This window comes from Brucella sp. H1_1004 (assembly GCF_047308065.1).
Taxonomy (GTDB): Bacteria; Pseudomonadota; Alphaproteobacteria; order Rhizobiales; family Rhizobiaceae; genus Brucella; species Brucella pseudogrignonensis_B.
The window spans coordinates 177,728-199,232 of record NZ_JAYKZA010000001.1 but is presented as its reverse complement, the minus strand read 5'-3'; the positions used below and the strand labels follow the sequence as shown (position 1 = coordinate 199,232).

Below are 21,505 nucleotides of genomic sequence, written 5' to 3'. Positions count from 1 at the left end.
GATTATGCTTCCTCTAACATTTCAATCCGCCTTCCGATCCAGCGCATACAGTTGATAGCCATGGAGTTGCCGAGGGCTTTGTAACGCGGTCCGTCAGCGGCCACTTTCTTGCCGACAGGGATATTCGTGTAACCATCCGGGAAACCCTGCAGGCGCTCGCACTCTGTTGGCGTGAGGCGACGGACTGCCAAACCTGATTGCACTGCAACCTGTCCACCCGCGTTCTGGTTTCCGGCGCGGCTATTCACTGCCCTTAAAGTTGGGCTGATTTCACCAACTCCGAAACCGCTTTGACCTGATGCTTTGCTGTCAAAAGCTATCGGGAGGAAATGACCAGCTGCGGCGCCTTCTGGCCGACCGCCTGCGCCGCCTGTGAAGCTGTCTTTGCAGATTGCACCGGCGACAATAGGAGCCTCATGATTACAATTAAGCGTTGGCGCGCAGTTAAAACTGATCTCGGCTCCACTTTGACCTGTGGCCATCGAAGTGATGTCGCGATCTAATCCAAAAGCCACTGCTGGTAATGGTCTGCCACCACCGGATGGCGAGCCTTTCAGCAGCGGGCCTGTTGCCTCGTCGGGGCCGTGCGCGTTGTTTTCGTAATCTATTCCACCGATGAGGCTACGGCATTCAGCGCGCTGCGCAGTTGCACGGGAAGCGTTTTCCCCCGGTTCTCTGCTCGGCGCAGAATTCCCTGACATGCCTTCGCGCTCAAATAATACCGCAGCGGCACGTCTCCAATCTCCAAGATATCCGACAATGAACACACGCCTTCGTCTTTGAGGGACTGCCCGTCCATACCCGTCCACTCGGACATACTGAGCGTCAAGCACTCTCCAGGCCGCATGATACCCGCATTCTTCCAGCCCTCGGATAAAGGTTCCAAAGTCCCTTCCTCCGTTGGAAGACAGGACGCCGGGGACGTTCTCCCAAACCAGCCAGCGGGGCTGATAGCGTCGAGCGATGGCAAGATAGGTGAGCATGAGGTTGCCGCGTGGGTCAGCAAGTCCTTGACGAAGTCCAGCGACCGAGAAGGATTGGCAGGGCGTTCCGCCGACAAGAAGGTCAATTGCATAGTCTGGCCATTCCTTGAATTTGGTCATGTCGCCAAGGTTAGGGACACCATTTGCCGTCAGTTTTTCACCCGGCATGTTTGCACCGTAGTGGTGAGCGAGAACCTGTGAGGGAAAGCGTTCGATCTCAGAAAAAAAAGCAGGAGACCAGCCGAGCGGATGCCATGCCTGTGTCGCAGCTTCGATACCGGAACAAAGGGAACCGTAATGTATCATTCGCAGTCCACCATGCGGTCTGCACGTCCATCGGGCAGCCTGATCTGCGCTGGCGATGTGGTGAGATGTCTGCGAATAGAGCGTTCGCTAAATCCGGAAGCTTCACGCATTTGCTTTCGCGTAAGACCCATCTCACGCAACAGGGCCAAACCCTCGATAATAGTTGCGGGGTGCAAATCAGTTCTGAAGCTTGCCGGTGTTATGCTTCCCGGCTGGCCAAAAGTTTTCATGGATAAGCCTCTCGTCTGGTGGCGAGTTCATTGCGGTCAAAAAAGCTGTGAGGGCGCTCAAGCCATTGGCAAAGCGCATGCGTAGATTCTGGGCCGATGCGCTTTCCACTGATCACGCGACGCACATCATCTGAAGGGATGGCGCAGATACGTGCTACATCGCTTTCCCTCATGCGTGAGCAAATGCGCTTGCGATCCACATACATCCCGAGAATGGTGAAATCGGTTAGAGTGGACGCGCTCATTCAGCCACACTCCCGCCAAACAACTCACCTTGTCTGGCATCCTTGCGATCCAGCATACGGAGGACCGTTTCACCAACATGCTGGCGATCCCATATGAACCACCCATTGAGCATGGGTGGTGCGCCCTGACCGGTAAAATCAATCTTCCAGCGCATCAGGTACACACGAGATGGGGGGAACTCAGTCCAAAAACCGCCCAATCCACCCGCGCCCGGCCATGACCAGTTGAGCAACAGCGCCATATATTCTACGCCAAGCGTGTCCAGTGCGTGGTAGAGCCAGCGGGCTTTACCCTTGCCTAATGCATGGATAGCTGGTGTGCCCCAGCCACAATCGATGAAGGGTGGGTTAGTGAATATCGCCGGAGCCGGAGCAGATGCGTAATCATAAAAATCACGGATCTCAGCACCGCAGCCACGATCAATAACATCAGATGCGTAAACATCCAGACCAACCGTGCGCAGTTCACGTACCATTGCACCATTGCCAGCTGCAGGCTCCCATATGCTGTCAAAGTCGCGCAAACGCGCTAATTCGGCATGTATTAATGCGCGGGTTGGCTCTGGCGGGGTAGGATAGAATTCGTTCTTTTCCCGCTCCCGCTTATCAGATTTCACAATCTGGCCATCAAGCAGCACCGGAGAAACTTTTGCTTTTTTACCCATAGCGCGGAATAAACCGCTGGCGGATACCGTCATCGTGACACCGCCCACCAAAGCATGAATGCGTACATTCCGCCGATAGTGCCACCCGCGCAGACTGACGACAGAAGTATAAACAAACGTGTGAATTCACGATGCGGGCGCGGCTGGCGAATTACCATCATTCATCACCTACAATGCGCAGGCTAGGATCGCCGCGCTTTGCATTGGCCATCTGATGGGAAATGCTGCTGCGCAAATCGGTAACCGAACGCTCAAGGTTTGAACTCACACGGTCCATTTGTGTGGCTTCCGCATGCGTGACCTTGCCATCTGCGAAAGCTTGCGCGCTGACGCTCATCAACTCACTGGCATTACGCATGACGCTGGAATGCGCAGCCAGCAAGTTGCCGGTTGCGCGTACATCATCATCCGGATCAGCAAGCCGCCGCCCATTGAGCGCTGCCATGGCTGTTGTCACGACCGGCACACCGCATTCACGTTCCAGCATATAGACAGCGTTGAGCGGCATCAGGTCTGTATCAGTGGTGTTGTTCCACCTGCCGACCTGACTTTTTGAGATGCTGGTGATTTCGGAAACGCGTTCAATCCCGCCGCAGTATTTTATCAGATCACGCTGTGCGGACTTAATCCGCAAAAACCATGCCTCGTTTGCAAGTGCCATAGTGAAGTCCTCAAAAGACAAAGCTTTCCCGTGGCGGGAAAATCCGCAGTTTTTTCCCGCCACGGGAAAGGTTTTTGAATGTCAGATTGTCAGGGTCGGAGCGCTAAGGCGGACTAACCACCTTGGTGCTTCGGAATGGTCGGGCAGACAATTGCAACAAGGGGGCTAAGTGCCGATGCCAATACCGAATGTGGAAACGTCGCTTGTCATGGAGCGGATCAAAAGCGAGGCGTTGGCCAAGGCCTTTGAGGAGCTTGCCGTATTGCTTGCTGGCAGGATCGACCACGGTCACTACCGGGCACTGAATTCGCGCCTTGTTGAGATCGTCGAGCGCATGCCAGTCGTCCCATTGAAATATGCGGCGGGCGTGCAAATTGGAGCGCTCGATCAAGAGCTGGTCAAGCAAAACGCGGTAAGCATCACAATCAACGCGATTGACGACGCGTTCAAGGCGGCGCGCAAGCGCTTGCGCCGATAAACGGCATGAGGTCGCATAAAATGACAAATCATCATGGCGCGCAGCTTCACGTTCGAGCTTCCGAATTTCACGCTCAACAAGCAAACGCAACCGGCGAATGCGAACACGACACAAATCGCGCCGGGAATGCCCATAGAACAGCGCGCAATAGGCATCATACAGATGGCGGAAAATACTCATGCTGACACCGTTTTAGCTGGCCCAGATCCATAAACATCCGGGCGCAATAAATGCCTTGAGACGCCGGTCAACTCCTCAACCTTAAGCGCCCGCTTTGGCGGGACCACATCCCATTGCAATACTGCAGACGGGCTTAATCCGAGATGACGCGCCAGCAAACTGGCACTGCCAAGTTTGTCAATTGCAAGCTTTAGAGCTGCGTTTGGGGTGATGTTCGTTTCCATAGCCGGATATAAGCATAACTTGAAAATCAATGCAAGCAACTCTTAAGTGGACGAGGACCATGTTTAAGCTTCACATGCGCGACATGAGCAGAAATGAATTGGCTATCAAAGTTGGCACTGCAATCCGCGTTGCTCGCAAGCAGCGGGGGATGGTTATGCGCCAAATTGCGGAGCACCTGAACACAAAGACAGCAGCGGTTGGCAATTGGGAGATCGGCAAGAATCTCCCTTCCACAGAGAACCTGATAAAGGTAGCGAATCTGCTGCGGGTTGACGCAGCCGCGCTTGGACAGGGCAATGTTATCTACTTAGGTGACGAGCCAGTGAATGACGCTGAAGTCATTTCTGATCTGCATGAGCTTGTTAAAGGCCCGCTAGATGTAGAAATCAGGGGTGTTGCGGTAGGGGGAGATGACGGCGATTTCTCCCTGAATGGTGAAATCGCAGGATATGTTCGCCGCCCTCCAGGCATTTCAGGCATCCGCAAGGTTTTCGCACTGCACGTATTAAGTGACAGTATGTGGCCACGTTATGAGCAAGGGGAGCTTGTTTATTGTGGCGGCAGGGATGCTATACCAGGCGATGACGTTGTCATCGAGATGTTTCCCAAGCAAGAAGGAGACTTGGGGCACGCATATATTAAGCGCCTCGTTAAGCGCTCAAAAACTGAGATTGTCTGCTTACAGTTCAATCCGCAAAAAGAAATATCGTTCGATCCTTATGAGATCAAAAATATGTGGCGTGTCATCCCGCTGCGCGAGCTGCTTGGATATTAAGCCGTGATGCGTTTGCACGCTCACGGTCTAATTCCGTCTTAAATGCAGCGCTGATAATAACATTTTTCCCAGATTCTCCCTCTGAACGGCATGAAGAGCAGAATAGCTTTTGGCCAAGTTCATTGAGCGTCGTCGTATATTTAAAGCCGAATGTGTAAAACTCGTCTGGCTTTCGCCAGCGCACATGCCCGCAATCTCCACACTCAATTGAGATCGAAATTGTCTGCCCAATCGTTGGTTCTTTCGGAAACATAGCACCCCCATACGCCACTCTGTTCTATATTCGTTCCCTATAAATAATCCAATCCTTATGAATGTCGAATCGTATTTTTGATTTTCACAGCTTAACTCTGCTTGTATTAAAATATAAGTTATGCTTATATCCGCTTACAACATTCAAGTTGGAGGCGAATATGAATCTCCCTTTAAGTCATTCTCAAACAGTTCAACCGTTCGCAACACGGTATGGTTATCCATTGCGCGGTGATAATCCACGCGCCGCTGAGACAACCCCACATTTGCGCGCCATAGAAATGGCAAGGACGATGCAAGACATTGCGGCATCAAATGGCTCCGCATGCTTCCTTGACCTAACCAGAGCGGGATTCACCGCTTCCGAAATTCTGGAGTTTGGTACTCAAGCACAAAATCTCGCGGCTCAATGGAAGTCCGAAAGCCGTAAATCGGCTTATGACAATATTGAAGACATGGCCATGAAGGTGCGCGAGCCTTTGCCTAATCGCCCGCCAATGACTGAGAATTTCCTGACATCATCTGCTTTCTTTGAGGCATGGGGCCGCTACTGTGCTGGTCGGGGCGCACTTATGCTTGACCCTTGGGCGGCACAGCGCGAGCGTTGCATCGTCCATCTCGGGCTGTTTCTCAATATGCTGCCACTCTTACCAACTGAGCGCGGTCGACTCCTGCAAGCTGCTGAAAAGACGCTGCCAAAGATTGCGGTCACTCATGCGAGGGCGATGTCATGAGCACTCTTGGCATACGCGATCAGGAGCAAGCATCCTACGACGCCAGCGAACCAGCGCAACGGGGCAGTCGTGCAGTAATGTCATTTCGCCCGGATGGCAGCCTTATGAATCTTGCTCAGCCAACTCTGGCTGATGTTCACTGGCAAACGTTGGGAAATGCTCTCTCAAAGATTGCTCGGTTCAACGGCATTTATTGTGGGCTGGCATATTCAGTGGCACAGCATAGCGTTATGGGCGCTGATGCTTTGATGAATGAAACTGGCGACCCTGTATTGTCAGGCTACTTCCTGCTGCATGATGCCCATGAAGCATGGATTGGCGATCAGTCACGTCCTACGACCGAACTACTGGCTGACGCTCTTTACCGTATGCATGACATTCCCTCACATTGGGTACGCAACGCTGTCGATGCGATCAAAGCCAAACTTGATCAACCCATTTTTGCTAAAGCTGGCCTGTCATCTGTTTTGCCGCAAGCTGTGGGCGACATGGATGAACGTATGCTGCGCGCTGAGACGCTCGCACTGTTCGGCAGTGTTGGTTATCGCAATCTGGCAGGTCGCGAATTGCCAATGCCAAAACTTACCGGCGCTATTAAGCCATGGGGCGCGCTTAAGGCCGAGGAACAATGGCTCGACCGTCTTAAACGTTATCTTGGTATCGATTGGAGAGCATCATGAGCCTCAATCGACACGAAATGATTGGTCGCCTTGGGGCAGACCCGGAAGTGCGCAGAGCGAATAATGGCGACACGATTGTCAGCATGCGCATCGTCACGTCCGATACATGGCGGGACAGAGACACCGGCGAGAAGAAAGAAAAATCCGAGTGGCATACAGTCGTGATTTTCAATCAGAACATAGCCAAGACGGCAGAGCAATATCTGAAAAAAGGCAATATCGTTTTCATCTCTGGCAAAGTCCGCACACGCAAGTGGGAAGATCAGAACGGTAACACCCGATATTCGACCGAAACCGTTCTGGAATCCTTTGGTGGTGAACTTCAACTGTTACCGCAGGGCAATGGCAGTGGTCGTGGCACCCCAAGCCCAGACGATTACGGCGATACTAGAACGCGCGACCAGTCAAACAAAACCCAATCGCCGGGAAACTACGCCAATCAGAGCGGCGGCGGTTTTGCTCGTGATCTCGATGACGAGATTCCTTTCGCACCTGAATGGCGCGGATAAGGCACTTCTAACCTTCATAAAACAGCAGCAGAGGAAGCCATGCAGCGCATACGTGACTCTAATACCATCATCAGCATTCTTGAAAATGGCGAGGTCGTTCCTCGTATGTCAAAGGAATTGCTGGAAACATTTCTCGCCTTGAAAGAACACACAGGCGACCGCCCGAAGGTTAAGGCCAAGGGATCAGTTAGTCTCAAGCTGAATATCGAAGTTGTAGACGGGACAGTCACCATCGAAGCCGAGATTGCTTCAAAGCGTCCTAAGCCCGTTCATGGTTCTTCGCATTTCTGGATGCTCGAAGACGGAAGCCTTTCGACACAACACCCAAAACAAATCGACATGTTCGGCGGTCCACGCGAGGCCACCCGAAACACGTCCGAAGCATTCACTGCTTAATTAGCACCATTAATAGGATTTAAAATGTCTGAGACCCCTATTTCAACAAATGCCGTCCACAACCTGGCAATTGATATTACAGCTGCTGCAGAACTTGGCGCGCAGGCAAGCGGCGCTGAACTGGTTAAAATCGAAACCACAGAGTCAATGATTGGCCTCCCAAAGGAAGTGCCAGCTCTACTAACACGAGGCAGCGCGCCGTCAATTTCGAGCGTTGATCACATTCTCGAAAAATATCGGGTGTTCCCTAGTCGTAAGCGCGGCACAGCGCACGTTCAGACATTGGATGCACTGATTGATTTAACCAACCGCCACAAGACCGACGATTCAGCAATTTTTGCTAATCTCGACTGGACGAAACCAAGCCTCACGTCTGTAATTGATTATCATCGCAATGCGTCAGGCGGTGATGCCGATAATTGTCAGCATCGCATCCACTACGAGTTCCCATTGTCTGACGATTGGAAACTCTGGATTAAAAATGACGGTGAAGTCATGGAGCAGCAGGACTTTGCCCTTTTCTTGGAAGATCGGATTCCCGATCTTGCCTCACCGACCGAAGGTGAAATAGCCACTATTGAGCGTGATTTTAATACAACCGTGGCGCTCCCCTCTCAGCTGGTAAATTTGTCTCGTAAAATGCAGGTCAATGTATCTTCGCAAGTGAAGACAGAGACAAAACTTCAATCAGGTGAAGGGCAGATTCAGTGGGAAGAAACACATACCGGCGCTGATGGGCAACCGGTCAAAGTGCCGGGCATATTCATTCTGTCTATTGCCCCGTTCTTCATGAGCGAAAAAGTGCGCATCCCGGTGCGCCTACGTTACCGTATGAGCAACCAGAAAGTTGTCTGGTTCTATAATATTTATCGTCCAGATCTGGTCATTACACAGCAAGTTGAATCTGACTTGCTGACGCTTACAAAGCAGACTGAATTGCCTTCATTCGCTGGAAAGCCGGAGGCTAACTGATGCCGGCAACCAGTTTTACAATAGCGCGGGGAGCATTGCTCCCCGCCTTGAAGGCGGTCAATCGCGCCGTAGAAAAGCGCAACACCATCCCCATCCTTGGCAATCTTCTTATCAGCGCTGAGAATGACCATCTGTGTGTAACAGGCACAAATCTTGATCTTGAAGTGCGCGCGACGGCGGAAGCTCCGGGCATTGGTGTAATCACGCCATTTACGATGCCGTCAGCACTGCTGCATGATGCAGTGAACAAGTTTGCGGATGGCGTGGATGTGAAATTTGACGGCAACGATGCGCATGTAAACGTTTCATCCGCGCGTTCAAAATTCCGTCTGCAGGTGTTACCGGCGTCAGACTTTCCCGAAATGTCATCGGGCGAATTTAGCCATCACTTTGCGCTGAAAGGCGCAGACATAATCGATGCTGTTTCAAAGGTCGCCTTTGCCATTTCTACAGAGGAAACCCGATATTACCTTAATGGGATTTTCCTTCACCGGACTGATGATCATCTGGCGTTTGTCGCAACCGATGGCCATCGCTTGGCACTGGTTAAGCTTGCCCCACCAGAAGGCAGTGACGAGATCCCCGGCATCATCATCCCGCGCGCAACCGTTGGTTTGTTGAGGCACCTTGTGAGCGCTGAGGGTGACGTATCTGTCAGCCTGTCCGCAAGCAAAATCCGTTTTGAACTGGCCGATGGCGTTGTGCTTACTTCCAAACTGATTGATGGGAACTACCCGGACTATATCCGCGTCATTCCTACCAGCAACGATAAGGCATACACGGTTGAACGTGAGGCGCTCTCAGCTGCTCTTGGGCGCGTTATGACCCTTTCATCAGAGCGCGGGCGAGCTGTGAAGTTCAGTTTCTCGTCGGGCGAACTGCGGCTGGAAACAAACAATCCGGATAATGGCACCGCGCAGGACAGCATCAACATATCCACCGGTGCGCCTGATGAGCTCGAAATCGGCTTTAACGGTCGTTATTGCCTCGACATATTGGAAGCCATCGATGCCAAGGAACTGACGTTCGAACTCGAACAGCCCGGATCACCCTGTAAAATTTCAACCAAAGACGCACCAGTCAGCGGCGAGAAGCCCGTGTTCGTGCTGATGCCTATGCGGGTGTGAGGTGAATTATGAGAAGGCCGGTTGCATTCAAACAAGCGGACGTAACCCGTGCAATAAAGGGCGCGATAGCTGCTGGATTAAAAGTTACACGCGCAGAGGTGGATCAAAGCGGCAAGATTATCGTCTTGGCTGGCGAAGAGAAGCCTACACCCGCAAACGCGCTTGATAAATGGCTCACAGAAAATGCGAATTAATATGAAAGGAATTCATCGGGTTAAAAAGAAGCTTTCCGACGGTACGACGGCTTATTACTATTATGCATGGCGTAATGGCCCCCGCATCAAGGGGCAGCCTGGCAGCGATGAATTCACTCAGTCTTATTACGAATTGGTTTCGGCTAAGAAAAAGCCGGATTCTACAATGCTGCAATCTGTTCTGAATGAATTTCAAGACACGACTATATGGGCTGATCTTGCTCCACGCACACAGCAGGATTACATCAAACAGATCAAAGTCATTGAGAAAAAGTTCGGCAGTTTTCCCATTAACGGGCTGGCTGACATTCGCACCAAAGCCGTCCTCATGAAATGGCGAGACGAGTTGGCCAAGAAATCGCGCCGGCAGGCAGATTATGCATGGCAGGTACTCGCCCGAATCCTATCGTGGGCGCTGCCATTGGGGAAGGTGCCTGCCAATCCATGTGAAAAGGGCGGTCGTGTCTATCGTGGAAATAGATCCGAGAATGTGTGGGCAAGTGATGATGAAAGTGCCTTCATGGCTTTGGCACCTGCGCACCTTCATCTTGCACTGCAACTGGCATTATGGACAGGGCAGCGTCAAGGCGATTTGCTGCGCCTGGAATGGCCTGCTTATGACGGGACCAAAATTAGACTGAAGCAGTCTAAAACTGGCGCACGAGTGGTCATCCCTGTTGGGGCACCCCTCAAGATTATGCTTGATGCAATCGAGAATCGCACAGGAACTATATTGAAAAATTTGGACGGGGAGGCGTGGACGAGTGACGGATTTAGAACGTCGTGGCGCAAGGCAAGAATCAAATCTGGCGTATCCGGTTTAACTTTCAACGACCTTCGTGGGACTGCAGTGACGCGTCTGGCTTTGGCTGAATGTACGGAGGCGGAAATCGCTACCATTACAGGTCACAGCCTGCGTGATGTGCGATCAATCCTTGATGCACACTACCTAAATCGCGATCCTAAATTGGCTGAATCAGCCATTCGAAAACTTGAAAACAAACAGAAGTCTGTAAACTGAGGTGTAAACCGCTCTATGCAGGTCTAATCTAATAAGGCGAATTATGTAATGAAATCAGATGGCTGGGGAACCTGGATTCGAACCAGGACTAACGGAGTCAGAGTCCGTGGGTCTACCGTTAACCTATTCCCCAGCACAATCGCTTTTCAGTTCAGTATAACTGAGAGCGATTTCGACGTAAGCAAGATGCTTCATTTGTCGGTGGCCACCATCTAGCGAACTCAAACGGGTAGCGCAAGCCCTTCTTTTAAAAAAATATGGCAAATTCAGTTATTTCTTTGTTTCTCTTCGAAAGCCTTGTACTTGCACCGCAACTTGACAGGTATCCAGAAAAAAAGCCCGGCAGCAGAGGTGCGGCCGGGCAAAAGGGCAGGCTGGCCGAGAGGGGACCCGGCTGTGAAGGTGGCGCCCGCCAGATGTTCGTTCAGCAGATGTGGCGCGTGGCCTCCAAGCGTGCGCGTGCATCTGCAAGTGCGGCCAGAACGCGGGTCGGATCATCCGTCACCCGCGTGTGGATCGCGGTATAAATATCACCATCATGCACCCCAATGTCCTTAAGCAGGTAGCTATCGAGCTGATTGAGATGGCCGACATGGCGTCGGTTTCTGAAAAGCGTCCAGCGACGCATAGCCGACGCAAACACGGAATTCACCATCTGACGCAGCACGGAGGTTGAAGTGCTGGTTTGGGGTAAAGGTGTTATGGTGGTCTTGCTTATCGCTGTCATTGCCGCTCTCCTTCAAGCGCGCTTGTTCAAAATGTTTCTATCGTCAGGTCATTCGCTTTCGCGTCTCCATTCTCTGCGACGCCAGCTTTATCCAAGAATAGAATTGATTGTTCCAACGAATGTTTTTAATATGATAGTTCAATAATTATGATGGATCGTTTTGATGAGCGCGCCTTTAGATCTTGACCAGTTGCAGACCTTCATTGCTATTGCGGATACGGGCAGCTTTACCAAAGCAGCAGATGCTGTTTTTAAAACACAATCAGCTGTTTCCATGCAGATGCGCCGCCTTGAAGAACGCATTGGGAAGCCGCTTTTTGAACGGGATGGGCGCATTAATCGCCTGACTGAAGATGGCGAAAGGTTGCTGCTTTATGCACGTCGTATGTTGCTGTTAAATGGCGAAACCATCGCAGCCTTTGACGATACGCAACTTGAAGGCCATGTCCGCATTGGTACGCCTGATGATTATGCGGATCGGTTTTTGCCTGAAATCATGGCACGTTTTGCGCGGTCAAACCCGCGTGTTGAATTGTCGGTTGTGTGCGAACCAACGGTTAATCTTGACGAAATGATCCGTCGTGGCACGCTCGATATCGCGCTGGTTACGCAATGCGATGATAAGCGTCGGTCTGAAGTTGTGCGAACGGAGCCGCTTTTGTGGGTCACTTCGGCTACGCATGCAGTGCATGAAGAGGCGATGTTGCCACTGGCGGTGGGAAGACCCACATGCATCTGGCGCAATGCTGCAATCAATGTTCTCGAGCAGGCTAACCGAGATTATCGCATTATCATCACGAGTTGGTCTGCGACCGTTCTGGCGGCGGCGGTTCTTTCGGGGCTAGCAGTTTCTGTTTTGCCGGAATGTGCGCTGCGTCCAGGCATGCGCGTGCTGGGCGAGGCTGACGGATTTGGTGCTTTGCCAGAGTTTGGCATTGGCATTATGCGTGGGCATAACAAGCAGAATGCAATTGTGGACGCATTGGCACAGCATATTATTGAAAGTCTTGATAATATTTCTTCGCCCCCTCCGTCAGCTCTTTCGTCTGCTGAAGTGTCATCCTTCTCATCCATTAGAATGCGTCGCGTGCGTAGCAATGAATTATTACCGGGTTGGTGAGGGTTGAACGTGCGTAAGCCTGAAGAGTGGCGTCTTGTCCCGTTGACCGCTGATCCTCGACTGATACCTATTGCAGGATGAGCATAGGTTTCGATTCTGATCCTAAGGGCACCGCTTCTAATGTAGCGGAATATAGCGTTTCTGAGATTTCCGGCGCTTTGAAGCGCACGGTCGAAGATACGTTTGCGCATGTGCGTGTGCGTGGAGAAATTTCCGGCTATCGCGGACCGCATTCGTCGGGACATGCCTATTTTGCGTTGAAAGATGACCGCTCGCGGCTTGAGGCCGTGATCTGGCGCGGCTCCATGGGGCGTTTGCGGTTCCGTCCGGAAGAAGGCATGGAGGTTATTGCCACAGGCAAACTGACCACCTATCCGGGCTCTTCCAAGTATCAGATTGTCATAGAACAGATGGAGCCTGCTGGCGCGGGTGCGCTGATGGCACTGCTTGAAGAGCGCAAGCGCAAGCTGGCTGCGGAAGGCTTGTTCGACCCGGCTGCCAAGCAGCTATTGCCGTTTATGCCGCGGGTGATTGGTGTTGTGACATCGCCCACCGGTGCCGTGATCCGCGATATTATTCACCGCATTTCGGATCGCTATCCGCTGCGTGTCATTGTCTGGCCTGTGCGTGTGCAGGGTGAGACAAGCGGTGCGGAAGTGGCTGCAGCGGTGGAAGGTTTCAATGGACTGGCCGAAGACGGCATGATTCCACGCCCCGATGTGTTGATTGTTGCGCGTGGTGGCGGCAGTCTCGAAGATCTTTGGGGCTTTAATGATGAGATCGTCGTGCGGGCAGTTGCGGCGTCACATATTCCGGTAATTTCAGCTGTCGGCCATGAAACGGACTGGACGCTAATTGATCTGGCAGCCGATGTCCGCGCACCAACGCCGACAGGTGCTGCCGAAATGGCCGTCCCGGTCAAGGTTGATCTGGTGGCAACAGTTGCCGCACAATCTGCGCGTCTGTCTGCGGCCATGTCCCGGTTCATCGATCAAAAGCGTCAATCCTTCCGCGCTACCGGTCGTGCGCTGCCATTAGCTGATCAGCTGCTTGCCCTGCCGCGTCGTCGCTTTGATGAGGCTGCGTCGCGCCTCACACGCGGGTTGTTTGTAAACACGCAAAAGAAACGCGTACAATTTGAAGGACGTGCACGGCAATTGTCGCCACGTTTGCTGCAACGTGGTTTTGACGAGCAAAAGCGTCATATAAAACTGCTTGGTCAGCGCTTGCCGCGTGCGCTGGAAGCATTTTTGCGCGAGCGCCGCATCATGTTTGCAAGACGCGCCGACCGGCTGACGCCGGAGCCTTTGCTGCGGCGCACAACGCTTGCGAAAAATGCCATGGAGCAACTTGATCGCCGCCGCGATCAGGCGATTAACATATTGATTGAACGCACCAAACGACGCGGGCAGGAACTGGAACGGCTGATGCGCACACTTTCCTATGAAAGTGTTCTGGATCGCGGTTTTGCGGTTGTTTTCGATGCGGCAGGGAAGCCGGTTAAGCAGGCCGCGAATGTTGGCAATGGTGATGCTTTGTCGATTCGCTTCCGCGATGGTGATGTGTCGGCTGTGGCTGGAATTACTTCAGGACGCTCTTCAAAGAATAAAGCGAGCAAAACGGGGACACCGGATTCCGACGATCAAAACTCGTTATTTTAGACACATATCCAAAGCCATTTCACAGAATTGAGGTTCTTTGCACACTCTTAAGGCTGACTTAAGTTTGGTTTTCTCTTTCGTTATCCCAGCGAGTCACGTGGCTCACAAAAATGAAGCTGAAAGAGTTTTTGAATGTCGGTTAAGTTTTTTCAAGGCCATGGGGTAACCAGTCGTCGTGCCTTTCTGATTGGTGCAAGTGCTGTAGCGCTTTCCGGCTGTGTTTCAACAGCACAGCAGCCGGGTGCGGCTAAAGTGGCCAAGGCTCCTGCTCCGGTTCGTGCCGTACCGCCGATGTATGAAGCGATGCCCTATGAGCAGTTCCCACTGCCTGCGGTGAATGTCGCCAAGGTCGATCCGAAATTCTGGCGGCAGGAAGTTGATTATCCGACCAGTGAAAAAGTCGGCACTGTGATCGTCGATACGCCTAACAAATATCTTTATCACGTTCGTGGCAACGGTCGCGCCATGCGCTATGGTATTGGTGTGGGCCGTGATGGCTTTTCATGGGCGGGTCGCGCAATCATCGCCTATAAGCGTGAGTGGCCGCGCTGGACGCCGCCGGATGAAATGGTGGCGCGCCAGCCTGCGCTTGAACCCTATAGCATTGCCAATGGTGGTATGCCTCCGGGCCTGAAGAACCCGCTCGGTGCGCGGGCGCTGTATATTCATAAGGATGGCCGTGACACGATATATCGTATTCATGGTTCGCCTGAAGAATGGAGCATCGGCAAGGCCGTGTCGTCAGGTTGTATTCGCCTGCTCAATCAGGATGTGATCGATCTCTATAACAATGTTCGCGATGGCAGCACGATTGTGGTGATCCCTGATCCGAGCAAAGGAACACAGGTTTCAGCGTAACCAACAACAAAAGGCGCGGATCTCCGCGCCTTCTGTTTATTTATTGCCTGTTGCAGCAGCGATATTTTCAGCACTGCGCCAGAGTGATGGTCCCTGCATCACGACAACGCCCACGGCAACCAATAGAACACCCGCTATGCGCGATGGCGTGATTTCTCTTGAGGCAAATCCCATAATGCCGAAATAATCGACCAGCACCGCAGCAATCAATTGCCCGGCAATAACTGCTGTCATAAAACCTGCGGCGCCAAGTTTGGGTGCGAACAAAATAGCTGCCGTGATGTAAAACACGCCGGCAATTCCACCGATCCATATCCACTTCGGCTGACCTGAAAGGCCGGTGAAGGTGGGTAGCGACACTTTCATTGCCAGCAAAACCGGCAGCACGCAAATGATGCTGACGATCAGCGAAACGACGGTCGCCCACAATGGATGACCGAGTGCGCGGCCCAATGCGGCATTCGCCCCAGCTTGAAATGGCACCACCGCACCGGCGATAAGCGCGGCGACAAGAAATGTAAGTGATCCCTGAGCCTGCATGGAGAGTCCTTTCATCTATTCCTTTCGCTCTGAACTAGATATATGTTTAGTGAATGGGAAATTCGGATTTTCGATTGAGATATGCATCAAAAGAATAATCTAAGAAATGTTGATCTGAACTTGCTCGTTATTCTCGATGTCTTGCTGACGGAACGGCATGTCTCGCGCGCAGCGGTTCGACTCAATATGAGCCAGCCTGCAGTTAGTCATGCTTTGGCGCGTCTGCGTGATCTGCTGGATGATCCATTGCTTGTCCGGGAAGGCGCTGGCCTTGTGCCATCCATTAAGGCAATGGAAATCGCAAAGCCGCTGACGGAAGCGCTATCAGGCGTGCGCGCAGTGCTGGGGCCGCAAGGTTTCGATCCCGCGACTACGCAGTATCGTTTTAATCTGTCGATGTCAGATTATGGCAGTCGTATTGTGTTGCCGGGGCTGGTGCGTGAATTGCGAAAAGACGCTCCGGGGATTGATCTTGCGATCAGCCAATTCAGCCGCGAAGGCATGATAGCACGTATTCTGGATGGCGAGATTGATCTGGGCTTTGGCGTCTTTCCGCATTTGCCAGCCCAGATAACATCAGATGTCGTGATCCAGGACGAATATGTTTGCCTGCTTGACGACCGAACGCTCGAAGGTAGCCGCCTGGACACTGAAACCTATTTTGCACGCCCTCATGCTTTGGTTGCGGTGCGTGGCGACGCGATGACGGAGATTGAGGAAAGCCTGAGGCTCGCGGGACATACACGGCATATCGCGCTTGTTGTGCCGCACTGGAATGTGGCGCCGCAGCTCATAGAGGGGACTGATCTTATTCTGACAGTTGCGCGAAGCGCTCTGAGGAATCTCCCACTGGCGGATAATCTGGTGGTCCTGCCTGTGCCCGTACCCCTGCCGCCACTCGTTTTTGTGCAAATATGGCATAAGCGCCGGGAAAGTGACCCGGCGCATCGCTGGTTACGGTCGAAAATAAGCTCGACCGTCTTTAAAGCTTAGTACGCGTATTCGAGGAAGATCGGCTCAACCGAACCAGCCCAGACGCTGTTGTAAGCTTTGATCATGCGTTCGGCATCAGTGATGCCTGCGGCAACGATTTCTTCAAGCGGTGCCAGGAAATGCGTTTCATCAAAGCCGTCGCTGTTCAACTGTTTGCGGTTGAGAAGGCCAAGGCGCGAAATTTCCAGTGTCTTGCGTGCAATCTGCGCCACCGGCTTGCCGCGGAACGTAGCATTGAGTGCCTTTGCAGGAACATCATTGCGCAGCGCCAGAACCTCTTCATAGGTCCAGTCTTTCGTCAGGTCTTCTGCAGCATCGAGCGCTTCATCATCATAAAGCAGACCAACCCAATAAGCAGGCAGGGCGCAGATTCGACGCCATGGGCCACCATCGGCACCACGCATTTCGAGGAAACGCTTGAGGCGCACTTCCGGGAACAACGTTGAAAGATGATTGGTCCAGTCGCCCATGTTCGGCACCGGATCACTGACTTCACCCTTCAATGCGCCATTCATGAACTGACGGAAGGTAACATGCGTGCAGTCGTGATAACGACCGTCGCGCAGGATGAAATACATTGGAACGTCGAGTGCCCATTCCACATAATCGATGAAGCCGAAGTTTTCCGAGAACACAAACGGCAACACGCCCGAGCGCTGGTTGTCGGTGTCCCGCCAGATATTGGAGCGCCACGATTGAAGGCCATTTGGCTTGCCTTCGGTGAAAGGCGAACTGGCAAACAGTGCTGTCGCAATTGACTGCAACTTCATCGAAACCTGCATCTTGCGGCGCATGTCGGTTTCGGAGCTGAAGTCGAGATTTACCTGAACGGTCGATGTGCGGTACATCATGTCGAGACCTTCATGCCCGACTTTCGGCATGTAGTTGCTCATGATCTTATAACGCGACTTTGGCATCACCGGCGTTTCTGCCAGCGTCCATTTCGGACTGCCGCCAAGGCCGAGGAAGCGGATACCAAGTGGTTCAGCAATCTCACGCACCTGTGAAAGATGCGCATTCACTTCGCGGCATGTCTGATGAATGGAGGAGAGAGGCGCGCCCGACAATTCAAACTGGCCACCCGGCTCAAGCGAAATTGCACCCTGTCCGGTTGGTTCAACGAGGCCGATAATATTGCCTTCATCGATGATCGGCTCCCAGCCAAGCTTGGCTTTCATACCCTCCAGAATGGCTTTGATACCGCGTGGACCATCATAGGGAACAGGGCTGTTATCTGCGACATAGAACGGAAATTTTTCGTGCTCGGTGCCAATGCGCCAGGCATCTTTTGGCTTGCTGCCCTCAGCAAGATAGGCTGCGAGTTCTTCAACACCGGTCAGTGCTGTTTCATCAGTTGTGTCGCGCGCCATATCGTTTGTCCCTAGTCGAATTTGTCTTTGTCAGCGTGATTGGACAAATTTGTCAAATCGCGCAAGTCAATTTCATTGATAATTGAATTTTCTTGAATTCATGCTGGTGTTTTCCAGTCGCCCAGCACGGCCTGAACAAGCGTCAGTGCCGCAACCGCTGCGGTATCAGCGCGCAGAATGCGTGGTCCAAGCGGAATGGCGGTTACAAAAGGCAGGGCGCGCAATTGCTGTCGCTCGCTTTCCGAAAAGCCGCCTTCTGGCCCAATCAGCACAGCGTAAGGGCCGGGTTTCAGATTGCTCAGAATGGTTAGCGGATCATCGCTTTCATAGCCTTCATCGCAGAAGATCAGGCGGCGCGACTGATCCCATTGTTCCAGAAAGCGGTCAAAGCGCAATGCATCGCGGCATTCGGGTATGGCCAACACGCCACATTGTTCCGCGGCTTCAATCGCATTTGCTTTAATGCGATCTGTGCCGAGCTTGGGCACTTGCGTATGCTGTGTGATAACGGGTTGCAGCACGCCTGCACCCATTTCAACCGCCTTCTGCACCATATAATCAAGCCGACCCTGTTTGAGCGGTGCAAAACAATAGATCAGATCGCAAGGCGCAGGCTGCGGGCGGGTTTGTTCGATCACTTCCAGAAAGAGCCGCTTCTTGCCCTCGGGACGAAGCCTGACCCTCCATTCGCCATCCTGTCCGTTAAAGGCCAGAACTTCGTCGCCTTCCTTCAACCGCAACACATGCGTTAGATAATGGGCGGCCTGGATTGGGGCTTCGACGCTTGCCCCTGTAGCAAGGCCAGCTTCAATATGAATTCGTTGCATTTTATAATTTGCGCGCATTTCGCATCGATGACAGAGGGCGGGGCCAATGGTCAAGCCTTTTGGTCGTGCTCCGTGCATCATGAGCGATGTTACACGTTTAATTGATACCAATAAAAACCAGTTGAAATAAACTAAATTGTATCCATATAGATATGATACTATCTATTTGAATGGAACTTAAATCATGAAACAGGCCTGGGTCGAATTTGCGCCGCTGCTCTCAGCCAATTCGCGTGGATGGCGTAAAGCTTTTGACGCGGCAATGGCAGAGCACAGTCTTTCGGATGCAAAAGCCATTCCACTCATGACCCTTCTGCGGCACGGCGACTGCATCCCGCAGGGTGTGCTGGCTGAAAGAGTTGGTATTGAAGGCGCAACGATTGTTCGCGTGGTGGATGATCTGGAAAAAGAAAACCTGATCCGCCGCACCGCAGACGACACAGACCGACGGGTGAAACTCATTCAGCTCACCGATGAAGGCCGCGCCCTCGCACAGAAAGTCGAAAAGACTGCGGCGCGATTGCGCACAGCCTTTCTGGGTGATCTCGATCCTGAAGCTGTTGATATCGCGATGGATGTGCTGCGCAAGCTTCATGAGAAGTTTCAGAACCAGCCGTCCTGAGCAGAGCACGCTTCAACAACTGTAGCCGTAAAGAAAATGATCAAGCCCGCTGAAACATTGCCACGATTTTGGGACGTGGTCTTCTCGCTGAAGACCTTTGCGGCCGCTATGCTTGCATTGTGGATCGCTCTGATAGCAGATCTGCCCAATCCCTATTGGTCTGTGGCTGCGGTTTACATCGTGGCGCATCCGCTTTCGGGTGCGACAACGTCAAAGGGTTTTTACCGACTGATCGGCACCATCATTGGCGGTGCCGTCACGATCCTGTTTGTGCCGAATCTGGTCAATTCTCCAGAGATTTTGACACTGGCCATTGGTTTGTGGATGGGACTCTGCCTTGCAATCAGCTTGCTTGATGGCACACCGCGCAGCTATCTTTTCATGCTGGCAGGTTACACGGTTGCAATTGCAAGTTTTGCCGTTGTTTCAGCGCCTGAAACCACATTCAATTATGCAGTTGGCCGTGTTGAGGAAATCGCTATCGGCATCATCTGTGCTGCGGTGGTCAATCGTCTGGTCTTTCCACGCCACAGCGGTCCGGTGCTTGTTGCACGCATTGATAACTGGCTGCGCGATGGTTCAAAGCTTGCAGTTGAGACATTGCGTGGAAAGGGGGATAGCCCTGAATTTCGCCGTGACCGCCAGCGGTTGGCCGCCGATGCGCTGGAACTGCGTAATCTGACGACACATGTGGCATATGATACGTCTTCAATTCGCAATGTCGCAACCTTATTGCATGTTCTACAGCAACGCATGGTTGCTGTGCTGCCGATCATTTCCAGCCTGAATGATGTGTTGGTTCTCAAGCCCGGTGAAGGTCAGAAATCCTGGCATCCGGCAGTACAGAAATTGTTAGATGAAGCCTGCAACTGGATAGAAAGTGGAGAGGATCTGACTGAACAGCGCCGAGCTGTTCTGCTGGGCTATATTGACGAGATCGACCGTCATGGCAAGGATGCACATACGTGGAATGAATTGCTGCCGTTTAATGTTGCGGCACGCGTGCGTGATCTTGTTCAGATCTGGAGCGACTGTATCACGTTGCGGCAAGACATTATTTCTGGTTCACGCCATTCTCTACGCTGGCGCCGCTACGATGCACATCTGAAGCGTCGTCCGCAGCACAGAGATTATGGCATGGCTTTTCTGTCAGGGTTCTCGGCCTTTCTTTCAACCTGTATCGCAACCGCTTTCTGGATCGCCACCGGTTGGTCACAGGGCAGTGCAGCAGCCATGATGGCTGGCATCTTCTGCTGTATTTTTGCAGCGATGGATGATCCGGTTCCGGTTATGCGCAAGTTTAGCTGGTTACTGCTGATCGTGATTGTTGCAGCCTTCATCTTTGAATTTGCGCTTCTGCCGCTGGTCGATGGATTTATTCCGCTCGTACTGGTGCTGGGATTGTTTTTGATCCCTGCTGGCCTGCTTTTGGCAATACCATCGCAATTTCTGCTTGGCATGGTTCTTTGTGTGAACTTGCCAAACATGCTGATGTTGCAGGGTCATCTTACCCATGATTTCCTCAGTTTTGCCAATGCCAATCTGGCAACGGTTGTGGGTATCATTATTGCTGCGGTTGTCACTTCAATCGTACGCTCGGTGGGCGCAGAATGGACTGTGCAGCGGCTTGTAAAAGCAGGCTGGCGCGATCTCATCGAAGCTACAGAACGCAAGCAGGGACGTCATCGCCGTCTGCGTATGAATAGTTTGTTGCTCAGGATGATTGACCGCATCGGAATGATGACACCACGACTGGCTTTAATTCCCTCTGCCGACATTGCGAAGGTCGATTTGCTGCGCGATCTGCGGAATGGAATGAACACCATCGACATCCAGCAGTATCGTTCAAAGTTACCGGAACAATGCCGACAGGCGGTTGACAAGGTGCTTGATGGTGTTGGTGCGCATTACAAAGCGCTTTTGCGTAACAGAATTGATGAAGCGCAAGCGGATACAGATAAGCGACTTCTTGGCGCAATCGATGAGGCCATTGCCGTCATCCTTGAACATGGTTCGCCTGCAATCACCAGAAGGCCACGCCTGGCGTTGGTTGCGCTGCGCTTCAACCTCTTTCCAAAGGCGCCGCCTTTTGAGTTGCCACCGCAATCGCAACTCGAACTGTCGCAGGCCGCCTGAGACGAACTGGACGAATGG

General features: G+C 52.4%; 26 protein-coding genes and 1 tRNA gene. 15 read left to right on the top strand and 12 right to left on the bottom strand.

Features of this window, described 5'->3' with window-relative positions; all coding sequences use genetic code 11:
• Positions 1-2: 2 nt before the first annotated feature.
• The 7 genes from U2P60_RS01010 to U2P60_RS00980 form a co-directional block, all read right to left on the bottom strand.
• Positions 3-1,289, bottom strand: coding sequence for a DNA cytosine methyltransferase (locus U2P60_RS01010; RefSeq protein WP_413570863.1), 1,287 nt, complete (start codon positions 1,287-1,289; stop codon positions 3-5).
• Positions 1,286-1,519 carry a hypothetical protein gene (locus U2P60_RS01005; protein ID WP_413570862.1) on the bottom strand — a complete coding sequence of 78 codons (234 nt, stop codon included), beginning with the start codon at positions 1,517-1,519 and terminating at the stop codon, positions 1,286-1,288. The genes U2P60_RS01010 and U2P60_RS01005 overlap by 4 nt, the downstream gene beginning before the upstream one ends.
• A complete protein-coding gene (locus U2P60_RS01000; RefSeq protein ID WP_413570861.1) occupies positions 1,516-1,764 on the bottom strand; it encodes a hypothetical protein in 249 nt (82 codons plus the stop codon). Before U2P60_RS01000 ends, U2P60_RS01005 begins: the two co-directional genes overlap by 4 nt.
• A complete protein-coding gene (locus U2P60_RS00995) occupies positions 1,761-2,462 on the bottom strand; it encodes a hypothetical protein (RefSeq protein ID WP_413570860.1) in 702 nt (233 codons plus the stop codon). Before U2P60_RS00995 ends, U2P60_RS01000 begins: the two co-directional genes overlap by 4 nt.
• Before the next feature lie 124 nt (positions 2,463-2,586).
• On the bottom strand, positions 2,587-3,090 hold the full coding sequence (locus tag U2P60_RS00990) for a hypothetical protein (RefSeq protein ID WP_413570859.1): 504 nt from the start codon (positions 3,088-3,090) through the stop codon (positions 2,587-2,589).
• Between the two features lie 103 nt (positions 3,091-3,193).
• Entirely contained in the window at positions 3,194-3,748 is a 555-nt protein-coding gene (locus tag U2P60_RS00985) for a hypothetical protein (RefSeq protein WP_413570858.1), read from the bottom strand.
• Positions 3,745-3,972 (bottom strand): transcriptional regulator, encoded by a 228-nt coding sequence (locus tag U2P60_RS00980; protein ID WP_413571954.1) that lies wholly within the window; start codon positions 3,970-3,972, stop codon positions 3,745-3,747. Before U2P60_RS00980 ends, U2P60_RS00985 begins: the two co-directional genes overlap by 4 nt.
• A 74-nt stretch (positions 3,973-4,046) precedes the next feature.
• Between U2P60_RS00980 and U2P60_RS00975 the strand changes: the two genes are divergently transcribed.
• The 9 genes from U2P60_RS00975 (at position 4,047) to U2P60_RS00935 (ending at position 10,633) form a co-directional block, all read left to right on the top strand.
• Entirely contained in the window at positions 4,047-4,748 is a 702-nt protein-coding gene (locus U2P60_RS00975; protein ID WP_413571952.1) for an XRE family transcriptional regulator, read from the top strand.
• A gap of 413 nt (positions 4,749-5,161) precedes the next feature.
• Complete coding sequence (locus U2P60_RS00970; protein ID WP_413570857.1) at positions 5,162-5,734, top strand: hypothetical protein; 573 nt, start codon at positions 5,162-5,164, stop codon at positions 5,732-5,734.
• Positions 5,731-6,414, top strand: coding sequence for a hypothetical protein (locus tag U2P60_RS00965; RefSeq protein ID WP_413570856.1), 684 nt, complete (start codon positions 5,731-5,733; stop codon positions 6,412-6,414). The genes U2P60_RS00970 and U2P60_RS00965 overlap by 4 nt, the downstream gene beginning before the upstream one ends.
• Complete coding sequence (gene ssb / locus U2P60_RS00960) at positions 6,411-6,923, top strand: single-stranded DNA-binding protein (protein ID WP_413570855.1); 513 nt, start codon at positions 6,411-6,413, stop codon at positions 6,921-6,923. The genes U2P60_RS00965 and ssb overlap by 4 nt, the downstream gene beginning before the upstream one ends.
• 39 nt (positions 6,924-6,962) lie before the next feature.
• Entirely contained in the window at positions 6,963-7,319 is a 357-nt protein-coding gene (locus tag U2P60_RS00955; protein ID WP_413570854.1) for a hypothetical protein, read from the top strand.
• Positions 7,320-7,343: 24 nt separating this feature from the next.
• Positions 7,344-8,291: a DUF2303 family protein gene (locus tag U2P60_RS00950; RefSeq protein WP_413570853.1), complete on the top strand. Its 948-nt coding sequence runs from the start codon at positions 7,344-7,346 to the stop codon at positions 8,289-8,291.
• The gene (gene dnaN, locus U2P60_RS00945; protein ID WP_413570852.1) at positions 8,291-9,418 is read left to right on the top strand and encodes a DNA polymerase III subunit beta; all 1,128 of its coding nucleotides are present in this window, start codon (positions 8,291-8,293) and stop codon (positions 9,416-9,418) included. The genes U2P60_RS00950 and dnaN overlap by 1 nt, the downstream gene beginning before the upstream one ends.
• Before the next feature lie 8 nt (positions 9,419-9,426).
• Entirely contained in the window at positions 9,427-9,612 is a 186-nt protein-coding gene (locus U2P60_RS00940; protein WP_413570851.1) for a hypothetical protein, read from the top strand.
• Between the two features lies 1 nt (position 9,613).
• Positions 9,614-10,633, top strand: a complete 1,020-nt coding sequence (locus tag U2P60_RS00935) for a tyrosine-type recombinase/integrase (protein ID WP_413570850.1) — start codon at positions 9,614-9,616, stop codon at positions 10,631-10,633.
• A 59-nt stretch (positions 10,634-10,692) separates the two neighbouring features.
• On the opposite strand, the gene U2P60_RS00930 is transcribed toward U2P60_RS00935, so the two are convergent.
• Positions 10,693-10,766, bottom strand: a tRNA-Gln gene (locus U2P60_RS00930).
• 291 nt (positions 10,767-11,057) lie between these two features.
• The gene (locus U2P60_RS00925; protein ID WP_413570849.1) at positions 11,058-11,360 is read right to left on the bottom strand and encodes a DUF1127 domain-containing protein; all 303 of its coding nucleotides are present in this window, start codon (positions 11,358-11,360) and stop codon (positions 11,058-11,060) included.
• A gap of 163 nt (positions 11,361-11,523) precedes the next feature.
• Here U2P60_RS00925 and U2P60_RS00920 point away from each other — a divergent pair, with 163 nt between their 5' ends.
• The 3 genes from U2P60_RS00920 (at position 11,524) to U2P60_RS00910 (ending at position 14,999) form a co-directional block, all read left to right on the top strand.
• The gene (locus U2P60_RS00920) at positions 11,524-12,480 is read left to right on the top strand and encodes a LysR substrate-binding domain-containing protein (RefSeq protein ID WP_413570848.1); all 957 of its coding nucleotides are present in this window, start codon (positions 11,524-11,526) and stop codon (positions 12,478-12,480) included.
• 77 nt (positions 12,481-12,557) lie between these two features.
• Complete coding sequence (gene xseA / locus U2P60_RS00915; protein WP_413570847.1) at positions 12,558-14,141, top strand: exodeoxyribonuclease VII large subunit; 1,584 nt, start codon at positions 12,558-12,560, stop codon at positions 14,139-14,141.
• 132 nt (positions 14,142-14,273) lie between these two features.
• A complete protein-coding gene (locus U2P60_RS00910; RefSeq protein ID WP_313828843.1) occupies positions 14,274-14,999 on the top strand; it encodes a L,D-transpeptidase in 726 nt (241 codons plus the stop codon).
• Positions 15,000-15,035: 36 nt separating this feature from the next.
• On the opposite strand, the gene U2P60_RS00905 is transcribed toward U2P60_RS00910, so the two are convergent.
• The gene (locus U2P60_RS00905; RefSeq protein ID WP_413570846.1) at positions 15,036-15,554 is read right to left on the bottom strand and encodes a DMT family transporter; all 519 of its coding nucleotides are present in this window, start codon (positions 15,552-15,554) and stop codon (positions 15,036-15,038) included.
• Between the two features lie 66 nt (positions 15,555-15,620).
• Here U2P60_RS00905 and U2P60_RS00900 point away from each other — a divergent pair, with 66 nt between their 5' ends.
• Positions 15,621-16,532: a LysR substrate-binding domain-containing protein gene (locus U2P60_RS00900; RefSeq protein WP_413570845.1), complete on the top strand. Its 912-nt coding sequence runs from the start codon at positions 15,621-15,623 to the stop codon at positions 16,530-16,532.
• On the opposite strand, the gene U2P60_RS00895 is transcribed toward U2P60_RS00900, so the two are convergent.
• Complete coding sequence (locus tag U2P60_RS00895) at positions 16,529-17,902, bottom strand: glutamate--cysteine ligase (RefSeq protein WP_413570844.1); 1,374 nt, start codon at positions 17,900-17,902, stop codon at positions 16,529-16,531. The genes U2P60_RS00900 and U2P60_RS00895 overlap by 4 nt on opposite strands.
• 98 nt (positions 17,903-18,000) lie before the next feature.
• A complete protein-coding gene (locus U2P60_RS00890; RefSeq protein ID WP_413570843.1) occupies positions 18,001-18,747 on the bottom strand; it encodes a 16S rRNA (uracil(1498)-N(3))-methyltransferase in 747 nt (248 codons plus the stop codon).
• Positions 18,748-18,913: 166 nt separating this feature from the next.
• On the opposite strand from U2P60_RS00890, the gene U2P60_RS00885 reads away from it, so the two are divergent.
• Positions 18,914-19,351: a MarR family winged helix-turn-helix transcriptional regulator gene (locus tag U2P60_RS00885; RefSeq protein WP_413570842.1), complete on the top strand. Its 438-nt coding sequence runs from the start codon at positions 18,914-18,916 to the stop codon at positions 19,349-19,351.
• A gap of 36 nt (positions 19,352-19,387) precedes the next feature.
• A complete protein-coding gene (locus U2P60_RS00880) occupies positions 19,388-21,487 on the top strand; it encodes an FUSC family protein (RefSeq protein WP_413570841.1) in 2,100 nt (699 codons plus the stop codon).
• Positions 21,488-21,505 lie beyond the last annotated feature (18 nt).

Bases quoted from the DNA above. Each gene is read 5' to 3' on its own strand.
- U2P60_RS00955 (WP_413570854.1), top strand. From the start codon at position 6,963: ATGCAGCGCATACGTGACTCTAATACCATCATCAGCATTCTTGAAAAT.
- U2P60_RS01005 (WP_413570862.1), bottom strand. From the start codon at position 1,519: ATGAAAACTTTTGGCCAGCCGGGAAGCATAACACCGGCAAGCTTCAGA.
- U2P60_RS00905 (WP_413570846.1), bottom strand. From the start codon at position 15,554: ATGAAAGGACTCTCCATGCAGGCTCAGGGATCACTTACATTTCTTGTC.
- U2P60_RS00890 (WP_413570843.1), bottom strand. From the start codon at position 18,747: ATGCGCGCAAATTATAAAATGCAACGAATTCATATTGAAGCTGGCCTT.
- U2P60_RS00885 (WP_413570842.1), top strand. From the start codon at position 18,914: ATGAAACAGGCCTGGGTCGAATTTGCGCCGCTGCTCTCAGCCAATTCG.
- U2P60_RS01000 (WP_413570861.1), bottom strand. From the start codon at position 1,764: ATGAGCGCGTCCACTCTAACCGATTTCACCATTCTCGGGATGTATGTG.
- U2P60_RS00935 (WP_413570850.1), top strand. From the start codon at position 9,614: ATGAAAGGAATTCATCGGGTTAAAAAGAAGCTTTCCGACGGTACGACG.
- U2P60_RS00995 (WP_413570860.1), bottom strand. From the start codon at position 2,462: ATGACGGTATCCGCCAGCGGTTTATTCCGCGCTATGGGTAAAAAAGCA.
- dnaN (WP_413570852.1), top strand. From the start codon at position 8,291: ATGCCGGCAACCAGTTTTACAATAGCGCGGGGAGCATTGCTCCCCGCC.
- xseA (WP_413570847.1), top strand. From the start codon at position 12,558: ATGAGCATAGGTTTCGATTCTGATCCTAAGGGCACCGCTTCTAATGTA.
- U2P60_RS00910 (WP_313828843.1), top strand. From the start codon at position 14,274: ATGTCGGTTAAGTTTTTTCAAGGCCATGGGGTAACCAGTCGTCGTGCC.
- ssb (WP_413570855.1), top strand. From the start codon at position 6,411: ATGAGCCTCAATCGACACGAAATGATTGGTCGCCTTGGGGCAGACCCG.
- U2P60_RS01010 (WP_413570863.1), bottom strand. From the start codon at position 1,289: ATGATACATTACGGTTCCCTTTGTTCCGGTATCGAAGCTGCGACACAG.
- U2P60_RS00950 (WP_413570853.1), top strand. From the start codon at position 7,344: ATGTCTGAGACCCCTATTTCAACAAATGCCGTCCACAACCTGGCAATT.
- U2P60_RS00980 (WP_413571954.1), bottom strand. From the start codon at position 3,972: ATGGAAACGAACATCACCCCAAACGCAGCTCTAAAGCTTGCAATTGAC.
- U2P60_RS00970 (WP_413570857.1), top strand. From the start codon at position 5,162: ATGAATCTCCCTTTAAGTCATTCTCAAACAGTTCAACCGTTCGCAACA.
- U2P60_RS00940 (WP_413570851.1), top strand. From the start codon at position 9,427: ATGAGAAGGCCGGTTGCATTCAAACAAGCGGACGTAACCCGTGCAATA.
- U2P60_RS00880 (WP_413570841.1), top strand. From the start codon at position 19,388: ATGATCAAGCCCGCTGAAACATTGCCACGATTTTGGGACGTGGTCTTC.
- U2P60_RS00965 (WP_413570856.1), top strand. From the start codon at position 5,731: ATGAGCACTCTTGGCATACGCGATCAGGAGCAAGCATCCTACGACGCC.
- U2P60_RS00990 (WP_413570859.1), bottom strand. From the start codon at position 3,090: ATGGCACTTGCAAACGAGGCATGGTTTTTGCGGATTAAGTCCGCACAG.
- U2P60_RS00895 (WP_413570844.1), bottom strand. From the start codon at position 17,902: ATGGCGCGCGACACAACTGATGAAACAGCACTGACCGGTGTTGAAGAA.
- U2P60_RS00925 (WP_413570849.1), bottom strand. From the start codon at position 11,360: ATGACAGCGATAAGCAAGACCACCATAACACCTTTACCCCAAACCAGC.
- U2P60_RS00920 (WP_413570848.1), top strand. From the start codon at position 11,524: ATGAGCGCGCCTTTAGATCTTGACCAGTTGCAGACCTTCATTGCTATT.
- U2P60_RS00985 (WP_413570858.1), bottom strand. From the start codon at position 3,748: ATGAGTATTTTCCGCCATCTGTATGATGCCTATTGCGCGCTGTTCTAT.
- U2P60_RS00900 (WP_413570845.1), top strand. From the start codon at position 15,621: ATGCATCAAAAGAATAATCTAAGAAATGTTGATCTGAACTTGCTCGTT.
- U2P60_RS00975 (WP_413571952.1), top strand. From the start codon at position 4,047: ATGCGCGACATGAGCAGAAATGAATTGGCTATCAAAGTTGGCACTGCA.